The organism is Ruegeria sp. HKCCSA071 (assembly GCF_017872555.1).
Classification (GTDB): domain Bacteria; phylum Pseudomonadota; class Alphaproteobacteria; order Rhodobacterales; family Rhodobacteraceae; genus Ruegeria.
The window spans coordinates 1-9,574 of record NZ_JAEDOX010000024.1; the positions used below are offsets into that span (position 1 = coordinate 1).

Sequence of the window (9,574 nt, forward strand, 5' to 3'; positions counted from 1 at the left end):
CAGTTCGCGGAACTCGCTTCTTAAACCCGCTGCCACAGCCCGTTCTCTTCTTCCCACCGAAACTTCGCAACAGAGCCCGACCGAGATGGGTCATGCGGTTGAGAGCTTTGACAGCGATCTTGGTTTCGGTTGTCTGGGTCTCCAATTTGCGGCTACGCAGTTTTGATCCGATGACTTGTTTGCAACGCCCGATCTGGACCTCGCCGCGTGATCTTTGGCCACAGCCAGTGGCCTTCTGCCAGGCCATACGACCTTCATTGGCGATCATGTCGATATGGGCGTTGCACGCGGCGCACTCTCCGGGAACGGCGTTCTTCGGCGGCGGAATGATCAGCTCGACATCAGCACCGAAAGTTTGCCGGATCGTTGCGGCGGATGGTGTACCGTCATAAGCACCGTCCGCGATGAAACGGTGAACAAGGCCGGCCATTTCGGCGAGAAGATCAGGCAATGCACCGGGATCTTCGACATGCTCGGATTCTAGACGTGACGCGACGAGTTCGCCGTTCTCCGGGCCTAACCCGATATTCAGTTTGCGCCATGCCTTGCGGGCCTTTGGCAGCCCGTGCTTCTCCCGCATCCAGTCTCGGCCACCGTGGACACGCAGCCCGGTGCTGTCTGCAACCAGCGTGATCGGTCCACCGACCGTGCGGATGTCAGACACGATCAGAAGTGTTTGCGCACGCAGGCGGAGCGCCTCATTGTATTCGGCCCAGTTCGTCACACGGTACTTTGCCTTCGCAAACCTATCCCGCCGCGACGCATTGAATTTGATTGGCATCCCAGCATCCCGCAGTCAATTCGAAGGACCAGCTACGCATCGGAAACGATTTGTGCAACACGCTCAGGTTTGTGCATCATTAGGATCGACCGACAGGGAAAAGTGCTGATCCAGCGCGGCGCCAAACTTGATCTTGGTTTCTTTCAGAAGCGGTCCTGAGACTACTTTGGTGGCCGTATCCTGAAGATCCTGCAGCAGTTGCTTTTGTTTTTTGCCGGAAAGGGCAGGGTGCTCGGGGTCACGTGCGTCCTCGAAACCGAGCTGAGCCCGGTCGAGAGACAGATCCACGGGCATTGTCAGGTTGTTGAAGCGGTCTCGTCGTTGTAGCGCGCTGCCATGTTGTATCTGTCTGATCTTTCGCGCCTCAAGGGTTTTCGTTTCCCGCGCTCGGTCATTGGCTACGCAGTCTGGGCGTACCATCGGTTAGCACTCAGCCTGCGTGATGTTGAGAATCTTTTGGCCTCTCGCGGGATCGCGGTTTCTTACGAAACTGTCCGGGACTGGGTGGCACGCTTTGGGGCTCAGTTTGCCGTAAAGGTCCGACGGGATCGACCGCGTCCTGCTGGTAAATGGCATCTCGATGAGGTCGTGGTGCCAATCAAGGGGCGTAAACACTGGCTCTGGCGCGCGGTTGATGTCAATGGTGACTTCTGGACGTTTTGGTTCAATCCCGCCGGAACAAAGCTGCCGCAAAGCGCTTCTTCAGGAAACTATTCAAGGTTTGGGGCCGACCAAGGGTAGTTATCACCGACAAGCTGCACTCCTACGGGGCGGCAATAGCGGAACTGGCCCCAGGGATTGAGTTTCGCCAGCACAGGGGGTTAAACAATTGCGCCGAGGCTTCTCACAGACATACGCGAGGGTGAGAGAAAGTAATGGGCTGGTTTAAGTCGTCCGGTCAGGCGCAACGGTTCTTGTCGGTCCACGATCAAACCGCCGCACTATTCCGCCCCAAACGACACCGTCTTTCAGCCCGTTCCTACCGCCACGCCCGAACCGATGCATTCGAGCTTTGGACCGAGTATGCAAACGACTTGGCCGCTTGATACCAGCATTCCACCCCGCTCTTGCCCGGCGCAAAAACAACCTGACAATACCCTATTAAGCGTTCCGGTCAGGGCGCAGGCTGTACGGAGAGAGTAGCGCCGCCAGGCCGTATCCGACCCGGCGACCACCGTAATGCGCCTAGAACTCGTGGCTATGCTCGCTCATCGCTTCGTACATGGCATGAAGGAACTCGTGCGCCATGCCCGGATCCCTCGGGAAGAATGAACGGTCGAGACGGCCCTCACGCACGCCCGGCTCTGCCTGATAGACGATATCACCCTCCTTGATCGTCACCATGACCTGAAGATCGGCCAGAGTTTCAGGGTCAACAGCGGTCGGATCGTCGGAAAGGATGACGAAATCCGCCAGCTTGCCAATTTCGATGCTGCCCTTGTCGTCTTCCTCAAAGTGCTGCCAGGCGGGCCAGATCGTCATTGCCCTGAGCGCGGTCATCACGTCAACGCGCTGATGTGGGCCGAGTATGTCGCCTGATCGCGTGCGGCGCGTGACCGTTGCCGCAAGTACCCGCATGCTGTCGGGGAAAGCGACCGGAGCGTCATGATGCGTACCAAACATCATACCACGCTGGTGGACCCAGCCGGTGGGCGAAATGTTCTCGGCATTGACCGGACCCACAGTATGATCGCGGTGCCAATCTCCCCAGTAAAAGGTATGCATGGGAAACAGCGAAGGGAAAACACCGAGTTGATTAAGTGCGTCGACCTGATCCTCGCGAAGGAACTGGCCGTGTATCAGGACGGGTCGATTGCCCGGATCGCCAAGACGCTCCTGCGCCGAGCCGAGTGCGGCTATCAGCATGTCCGATGCGCCTTCTCCGTTGGAATGGGTGAGGATCTGCAGCCCGTTCTCGAAACAGAAATCGATGGCCTGCTGCGTCTGTTCCATGGTGATGGCGGAATAGCCCAGGTAGCCCGGCGGATAATCCCCGACCGGATCGTAATATGGGCGGTCGCGCAGCGCCGTAAAGCCCTGAGGCGAACCGTCGATTGTCAACTTGCAGCCACCGACCCGTACGCCATCCACGTAATCCCGAGAGGTGTTTTCGGAGATATAGTCCGCGGCCTCCAAAACGTCGGGAAAGATCACCACATCGACCGGCAGGCCGTCCTCGGCGGCAACGCGTCTGGCCACCTCGACCACCTCCGGCGTCGCGCGTCCTTCCTGCGCAGTCGTGTACCCGAAACTCGCCCATAGGTCTGCGCCGGCTCGGGCAAACGCCTCGAGCGCCTCATTGCCCAGCCCGGCCATCAATGGCGCGAACACCGTGAAGAATGCGTACTCTTCGAGGACGCCGTTCGGCTCGCCGTTTGCATCCCGGCGGATGACGCCGCCGGGCGGCGCCTCGGTCTGTGCGGTAACGCCGCCAATTTCGAGCGCCTTCGAATTGGCAACGCCGATATGGCCAGATTGGTGCACGATCATGATCGGGAGTTCGGCCGAGACCGCGTCGAGCTCCTCACGCGTGGGATGGCGCAGCTCGGCGAGTTGGGCATTGTCGTATCCGAAACCGACGATCACTTGCACCTGGTCCACGATGCCCCGATTGTCCTCGACCCATTGGGATAGGGCCGATTGCAGGCTGGGTATGTCCGTCACCGGCCCGTCGGGAGGTGCGAGCAGGTTGGCCGACAGCGCCTGCAGCCCTCCCATGATGACATGGCCATGGCTGTCCACGAAGCCCGGGAGCATGGCGCGTCCACCTAGATCAAAGACCTCGGTTTCATCGCCGCGATGCGCCATTACATCGGACGCGGTCCCCACGGCGATGATACGGCCATCCCGAACGGCCACGGCTTCGGTATTGGTTCCGGCATCATCAATCGTCAGGATCGGCCCGCCTGTGTAGATCGTGTCGGCGATCTCCTGCGTCCATGCCGTTCCAGTCGCCAGTAAAGTGCCGGCCAATAGGGTTGCTGAAAAAGTGCTCTTGAACATGCTTGTTTCCAATTTGGTTGCTTCGACTCAGGCGTCCTCCCCGCCGGCCTTATTCGAGCCCTGCGCAGGCCTTGATTCGCCTGCCACCAGTCTTTCCGAAAATCACAATTCAGTCTTGTTCAAGAACCCGGAAACTTGGACAATATTTGCGCAAGGATAATGGCTGGAGTGGGCTCATGGCTGACACAGGAGCGCTTGCAGAATTCTGTGATACATTGCTTCGGTCAACGTTGGGTTGTCGTTTTGACCGATGCTGCCTTACGAAGGAATGATGGCTTCCCGCAGATGCAAAACATGTTATAAATGATGTGCTCAGCAATAAAGGCATTGCGCGCTGCTGTTGGGATGAACGGAGCCCTCCGTTTGTGACCCGGCAAAGTGTCAGCTGACCGCGCAAACCACAGCTCCATAACTTCAAACAGGCGGCGCGCCGTCTTGGCCAAAAAAGGGGAGCCAATTGCTGAAAAATGATCAACTCGAACAATGGGACCGTGAAGCTTTCTTTCATCCGTCCACACATCTGGCACAACACGCACGGGGTGAAAGTCCCGGTCGCGTCATAAAGACCGCCTCTGGTGTTCATATCGAAGACCGAGATGGTCAACGACTACTCGATGCTTTTGCCGGGCTTTACTGCGTTAATGTCGGCTACGGCCGCAGCGAGATCGCCGAAGCGATTGCCGATCAGGCACATGAATTGGCCTACTACCATTCCTATGTTGGCCACGGGACGGAAGCCTCAATCACGCTGGCAAAAATGATCCTTGACCGCGCGCCCACAAGCATGTCCAAGGTCTATTTCGGGCTGGGCGGATCGGACGCCAATGAAACCAATGTGAAGCTGGTCTGGTACTACAACAACATCCTTGGTCGCCCTGAAAAGAAGAAGATCATATCGCGCTGGCGCGGGTATCATGGGTCGGGTCTCGTGACCGGATCTCTGACTGGGCTTGAGCTGTTCCACAAGAATTTTGATCTGCCTGTCGAACAGGTGATCCATACAGAAGCGCCATTTTTCTTCCGGCGGGAAGACCAATCACAATCCGAAGAGCAATTCGTCGCCCACTGCGTTGCCGAACTAGAGGCGTTGATTGAGCGCGAAGGCGCAGAAACGATTGCGGCGTTCATCGGGGAACCGATCCTTGGTACAGGTGGCATCGTTCCCCCGCCCGCAGGTTATTGGGGGGCGATCCAAGCTGTTTTGCGCAAGCATGACATTCTTCTCATTGCGGATGAGGTCGTGACCGGTTTTGGCCGTTTGGGCACCATGTTTGGCTCGAACCATTACGGGATCACGCCCGACATTATCACCATCGCCAAGGGGCTGACCTCGGCCTATGCGCCTTTGTCGGGATCGATTGTCGGAGACAAAGTCTGGCAGGTCCTGGAACAAGGTACCGACGAAAACGGCTCCATTGGCCACGGCTGGACCTATTCCGCCCACCCCATCGGCGCTGCAGCTGGCGTCGCAAATCTGAAGCTGATTGATGAACTGGGTTTGGTCGAGAATGCAGGCAAGGTCGGCGCTTATTTGAACCAGGCCATGTCAGACGTGTTGTCCGACCACCCGAATGTGGGAGATGTGCGGGGTGATGGGTTACTCTGCGCGGTCGAGTTTGTGAAAGACAAAAACAATCGGACCTTCTTTGATCCCGCCGACAAGATTGGGCCGCAGCTATCAGCACAGATGCTAGAGCAAAGCAAGGTCATCGCCCGCGCCATGCCGCAAGGTGACATTCTGGGCTTTGCGCCGCCGTTTTGTCTGACCACCGCAGAAGCAGACGAGATCGTTGCCGCCACGGCGAAAGCGGTCGGCGCAGTTTTAGGTTAATCGTTACCACCCGGAACCGGACATTCATTTCGCCGATTTTAATGTCCGGTTCGTCCCGCGTAGCGGTCGCTCACTGAACTTTGCCGAATGACCGCGCTGATGAAGATTTTCTGATGCGGGCCAGGGTGTGAGGTTTCGGCTTGGCTCGACTGTGGCCCGCGTTGGAAAATCTCTCAGGGAGGAAGCCGCGGGGTCTGGGCGCCACTTACGGGGAAAGAGCGTTTTCGGCTGACTTTGTGACGGCGATGGACGCGGAGGTGTTGGAGGGGTGTTGTCACGTTAATTGACGTTCGGTTGCCGATGATATGACTTGGGGGTAGGTGACATCGATAAAGTCATCATCAATCTGCTACAAGCGTCACCGATTTCCTCCTCAGTTCATCGCGCACTCAGTGTGACTGTACGTTCGCTTTAATCTGAGCTTGCGGGAAGTTGAAGAGATGCTGCTGCAGCGCGGGATCGATGTATCATACGAAACTGTCCGGTGTTGGGTCATCAAATTCGGGTCGGCGGTAGCTCGAAATCTGCGGCAGAGACTGAACCGTCCAGGTGATGTCTGGCATCTGGATGAAGTTGCCGTGAGAATCGCGGGGCGCAAGTATTGGCTTTGGCGTGCGGTTGATCAGCATGGCGTCGTGCTGGAGGAAATCCTCCAACCCAGGTGGGACAAATGGGCGGCAAAACGGCTGTTGCGCCGCCTGATAAAGTGTCTTGGTTTCATTCCCAAGCGGGTCATTACGGACAAACTACGCTCGTATGGTGCCGCCAAGCGAGAGGTCGCGCAAAGTTTGGATCATTGGTCGCACTAAGGCCTCAACAATCGAGCTGAAAACAGTCATCTCCCTTTCCGAAAGCGGGAAAGGACGATGCAAGGCATCGCTCTCCAGGATGGTTGCAAAGGTTCGTGGCGGCCCACTCAGCAATCCGCAATTGCTTCAGCGTCCCCGCTCGCCGCCGCTCCGCCTTTACAGTCCGATATCACCGTCTCGAGGCATTTGACGCCTGGAATGCTGCCACTCAAGCAGCTTGAATTTCATAAAACAGTATTCCTTGGCGGTCCGGGAATTAACGTGACAACACCGTCAAAATAGATGCTAAACGGAACATTTCGTAATCTCATATTTTGTTCAAACCTTACAACGCTCAATATCAATACAAGTAACTATGACCCATAATCTGAACTCTATTCGTCCAGCACAGCCGCCGCTCAACAAATCTCTGCGAACGATGGCTGCGACCCCAAAGCGGCGTACACGCGATAACTAAAGCACAGGCATCTATCGAAGTCTCAAATCAAAAAGGTATTCCAGCGTGGTTTGCTTGCGAACGTTGAGGTTTCATCAATTTTTTGCAGTTTGACGACGTGCAATCTCCTGTCGAATTAGGTCTATGTGCAAACGTGCATCATATGCTCCCTGGCGGTATGCAAGCGGCAGATTCAGATTTGCAAGGGCGGTGTCCACGTCTTCGATATTTTTGGCGACTTCGTCTACTTCAGTTGTTGTCTGTGCCTTGCTGAGTTCCTCCTCAAGCGCCGTGATACGCTGATAAAAACGCCAGACCCGCCGCTTTTGAAACCACACGTAACTGGACGGGACGATCCGCAAAAACGGTACTAAGAACAACAAAGGCAACAGCAATAACAGTACGCTGCCAAACTGCGCTGCGATCCAATATGGCAAGACGCCATGCAAAAAGTTTGGCCCGGAGTTTATGAGTTCTGTGGCAATTTTGTTCAGTGGTACAGGCGGTGAAGCCGTGTTTGGATACTCGCGCGCACTTTGCAAAATATTAGGTTCGCTATGAATGTTCTTTGCTGCATTCACTAACCTATCGGTTACTGCAGGGTGCAGATCGGATGCGGCGATAAGTGAAGCTCGCAATGCCAAGATCTTGACATCCTCTGGTGGTCTCGGAGGGTCAAGTGTGATTGATCCTGCCGGTACAGTTACCGAATTCGCTCCGGAAAGTTTCAATGCAAGGGCATCGACCAAAGCCATAGGGACGAAAATGATTTCTGGATCAAAAATTGCATCCATAAGGTAAGGCGCATCGAGTGGAGCGACAAACAACGCTGCATCCGCTTCGTTGGCATTTAACGCCTCTATCGCATCATTGCCCCCGACATCGACAAGGTTTATGCCGACATTTTGCAACTCGGCGGCCTCAATTAGCGCTAAAGCGGCGGCGCGAGTACCGGACGCCTTGGTTCCTGCAGCTAATCGAATGTCTCCCCATTCTCCTGCATTGGCCCCGACTGGACTAGACTTTCCGCGGAACACCACCAATGGTTCAAGAAAAATGGCGCCCAAAGACTGTAAGTTTTCGTCCTGAGGTATTTCCAGGCCACCCTGAACAAATGCGGCATCCACTTCGCCAGAAACAAGTTTCTGAATGTTCTCAACGGACCCCTCGGTTTCAACTAAAATCACCTGAATGCCGTCACGTGCAAGTTCTGCTTTGTAGAGTTGTCCAACTTGCCAATATCCGCCGCCGCTTATGCCAGCAGCCAGCTTGATACTGTTGGGCGGTTTCAAGCCAATGATCAGAAAAACAAGCAACCCGATAAACATAATCGGAAAGAGAATGAAAAGAGCTAAGCGCATTTATTCTCACATTCAGATGATCGGAATCGATAATTCGTTCTCATTTGATAGCAATCTTTTTGCCAACGAGAAACCGATCACAGTGGGTAGCACTTGAAAGTTCATTCGCCGGAATGCAGACCTCGGGTTTTTACCTGATTATTACATTCCTTGCATGACGCACTTTGCGTTCAACCAAAGAGATCATTGACCGATAGGCCATTCGAACTTCAATATGATCATGCGCTGGCTCCGTCGCGAACCACATTGAAAATATGGGCGGAGGATTGGCCAGAGAACGACTGGGAGGGGCGCATGACTGCCAATGTGGAGACCCTTTTCACCGAAAGCGACGGGTTATCCATCGCCTATCAAGTTTGGGGCGATGGGCCGCGCAATCTTGTGTTGGTCCCCGGAATGATTTCGCATCTAGAAGCGTCCATGGAAAATCCGGGCTACCTGCAGTGGATGACAGCTCTTAGCTCGGTGGGAAGATTGGTGACCTTCGACAAACGCGGCAACGGCATGTCAGACCGCATTCAGGGGACACCAACCCTTGAAGAGCGCGTCATGGATATAGAGGCTGTGATGGATGTCACTGAAATGACCTCAGCCACGGTCATTGCTTTCTCCGAGGGGGCCTCACTTGCCTGTGTCTATGCCGCGATGCGCCCCGAGCGAGTCGAACGTCTGGCTTTGTGCGGTGGGTACGCTCAAGGCCGTCTAACTCGCGGTTACCTGACCCCAGAAAGCCTTAAAATCGCGTTGAAACAGTTCCGCGAGAATTGGGGAAAGCTCTATAAACCTCACCCATTTTCGGCTTTTGGCCCAAGTGAGGACGATGCTGAAGCTCAGGAAGCATGGGCGCATTTCCAAAGGATGAGCGCGACCCCTATTACAGTCGCCAACCTGTTCGAATTGGCTGCCCGGATAGATATCCGGGAATTGCTTCCTTCTATATCGCAACCTACTTTGGTCATACATCGCGAATTCGAAGAACCCAACGGGGCTGATTGCGCCCAGGATTTTCTGCGTTTGATGCCATCCACTAAATACAAAACCATACCCGGCCACGAGCATGTGCCATGGGAAGGCGACGTGGACAGCTACGCGGCCGCAATCGTCGAGTTTGTCACCGGCGAAGCACCGGCGACGATCCAACCCAAGCGCACCCTTGCTACCGTTCTATTCTCAGATCTCGTCGCGTCCACTTCACAACAAGCACGTATCGGTGATGAGAATTGGCGCGACCTTATGAACCGCCACGATGACGTCTGCGCAAACCAGATCTCTCGACGGCTCTGTTGCGAAGTTTCGGTGGGAAGAAGAGAACGGGCTGTGGCAGCGGGTTTAAGAAGCGAGTTCCGCGAACTG

The 9,574-nt window shown here is 55.3% G+C and carries 6 protein-coding genes and 2 pseudogenes; 4 read left to right on the forward strand and 4 right to left on the reverse strand.

Annotated elements, in window-relative coordinates; genetic code table 11:
• Together I9188_RS19990 and I9188_RS19995 are read right to left on the reverse strand one after the other, a co-directional pair.
• On the reverse strand, window positions 1-781 hold a 781-nt coding region (locus I9188_RS19990), incomplete at its 3' end, for a transposase (RefSeq protein WP_245223761.1).
• Between the two features lie 63 nt (window positions 782-844).
• The gene (locus I9188_RS19995; protein WP_209506723.1) at window positions 845-1,069 is read right to left on the reverse strand and encodes a hypothetical protein; all 225 of its coding nucleotides are present in this window, start codon (window positions 1,067-1,069) and stop codon (window positions 845-847) included.
• A gap of 48 nt (window positions 1,070-1,117) precedes the next feature.
• Between I9188_RS19995 and I9188_RS20000 the strand changes: the two are divergent.
• A pseudogene (locus I9188_RS20000) lies at window positions 1,118-1,827 on the forward strand (IS6 family transposase).
• Between the two features lie 139 nt (window positions 1,828-1,966).
• On the opposite strand, the gene I9188_RS20005 reads toward I9188_RS20000, so the two are convergent.
• Window positions 1,967-3,784, reverse strand: coding sequence for an amidohydrolase (locus I9188_RS20005; protein WP_209506724.1), 1,818 nt, complete (start codon window positions 3,782-3,784; stop codon window positions 1,967-1,969).
• A 457-nt stretch (window positions 3,785-4,241) separates the two neighbouring features.
• Here I9188_RS20005 and I9188_RS20010 point away from each other — a divergent pair, with 457 nt between their 5' ends.
• Together I9188_RS20010 and I9188_RS20015 are read left to right on the forward strand one after the other, a co-directional pair.
• Window positions 4,242-5,615 carry an aspartate aminotransferase family protein gene (locus I9188_RS20010; RefSeq protein ID WP_209599751.1) on the forward strand — a complete coding sequence of 458 codons (1,374 nt, stop codon included), beginning with the start codon at window positions 4,242-4,244 and terminating at the stop codon, window positions 5,613-5,615.
• Between the two features lie 329 nt (window positions 5,616-5,944).
• Window positions 5,945-6,645, forward strand: a pseudogene (locus I9188_RS20015) (IS6 family transposase).
• Between the two features lie 310 nt (window positions 6,646-6,955).
• Here the strand turns inward: I9188_RS20015 and I9188_RS20020 are convergent.
• Window positions 6,956-8,221, reverse strand: a complete 1,266-nt coding sequence (locus I9188_RS20020; RefSeq protein ID WP_209506726.1) for a TAXI family TRAP transporter solute-binding subunit — start codon at window positions 8,219-8,221, stop codon at window positions 6,956-6,958.
• 294 nt (window positions 8,222-8,515) lie between these two features.
• Here I9188_RS20020 and I9188_RS20025 point away from each other — a divergent pair.
• Window positions 8,516-9,574: alpha/beta fold hydrolase (locus I9188_RS20025; RefSeq protein ID WP_209599752.1), on the forward strand; the 1,059-nt coding region annotated here is incomplete at its 3' end.